The sequence below is a fragment of the Laceyella sacchari genome (assembly GCF_004343255.1).
GTDB classification, from domain to species: domain Bacteria; phylum Bacillota; class Bacilli; order Thermoactinomycetales; family Thermoactinomycetaceae; genus Laceyella; species Laceyella sacchari.
In genome coordinates this window covers 1-1326 of record NZ_SMDD01000020.1, presented here as the reverse complement: position 1 = coordinate 1326, position 1326 = coordinate 1, and the positions used below count along the sequence as shown (strand labels likewise).

At 45.2% G+C, this 1326-nt stretch carries 2 rRNA genes; both read left to right on the top strand.

The features are described from left to right. Positions 1-78: ribosomal RNA gene (gene rrf / locus EDC32_RS16150) — 5S ribosomal RNA — on the top strand; the annotation flags it as partial. 1165 nt (positions 79-1243) lie between these two features. Continuing rightward, a 16S ribosomal RNA gene (locus tag EDC32_RS16145) occupies positions 1244-1326 on the top strand; the annotation flags it as partial.

The window sequence follows — 1326 nt, the reverse complement described above, 5'->3', positions numbered from 1 at the left end:
TACCGAACACGGAAGTTAAGCCCTCCAGCGCCGATGGTACTTGGGCTTAAGCCCTGGGAGAGTAGGTCGTTGCCAGGCCATCAAACCCCACTTCACTCTGAAGTGGGGTTTTTGCTTTGTATTGGTAAGTGGCTTCATCATGTGGCATTGCCAGTGCCAAGGGGCAGTGTCGTTCAGGAACAAATTCACTCTTGCTTGGGACGAGGAAGCAGAAAAGATTTCAGCCACATTGAGGTGAGCCCAGAAATGTTCTGATGTCCACTTCTTGTATGATGAATAGAGGAGCTTGTTTAACAGCACCATTACGGCTGACATGTCGTTAGACCATGTCTGATAAATGATCGGCGGTTCCAAAACCTCCTTTCCGTTTTTTTCACTCATGACGTGGTACTCATCAGGAAGCAGATTGCCGTCGTTTTTTCTACAACTTGGTCGATCTGACAGACTATAGGGGGGCCTGATGAATAGGCCTGTGGCTCCAAAACTATTTTCTCATTCGTTTTACTTGTAGCATCGGCAACTACGAGGAAAGGTTTTTCCGCCGCTTCTTCGGCACATAACTTAATTTGCCGGACACACCCTAGAGAATTTTGTATTTCTAGACAGTCGCATTTGTCTGTCTGTTGCCGCTCGTCTCCGCTGATCGTATTTATAGACAGTACCATGGAGCCTGATGCTGCAACCTGATTTTACATGGTCACTCTTCATCCACGGTGTAGCGACTGTTCGTTGGGACGTAGTGACATTTCCAAGCGTATGTTTGAGTGTTTGATCGATGGAGAGAATCATTTGGATGGCATGATCCTAAAGTGATTCCTTTTAAAAACTTAGCGGCGAAAAAATGGAGGGGGAAAAGTCACAAATAATGACAAGGCTTCATGGGGACCAGATGGAAACGCTGAGCTAACACCTGCGAGACGATATCTTGGCCTAAGGGGTTGTTTGTTTTACCTGTATAAAACGAAAGCCGGCGTTAAAAAATGTGATTATGGGTGTTGACAAGTGATAAAAACCATTGTATAGTTAATTTCGTTGCTAACGCGACAACATCTTCTAAAGATCGATAAATAACAACAAAAAAAGTTGTTGACAAGATCGATTGAAGATGATAGAATCAAATACGTCGCTGCGAGAGCGGCGCAAGAAATTAAAGCGTTCCTTGAAAACTAAAGAGTGACAACGTGACCTGTCAATTCATTGAGCATAGACTCAAACCTCAGTTTCACACTTCGGTGTGAAACCTTTAACGGAGAGTTTGATCCTGGCTCAGGATGAACGCTGGCGGCATGCCTAATACATGCAAGTCGTGCGGGGGTCTCCGGACCC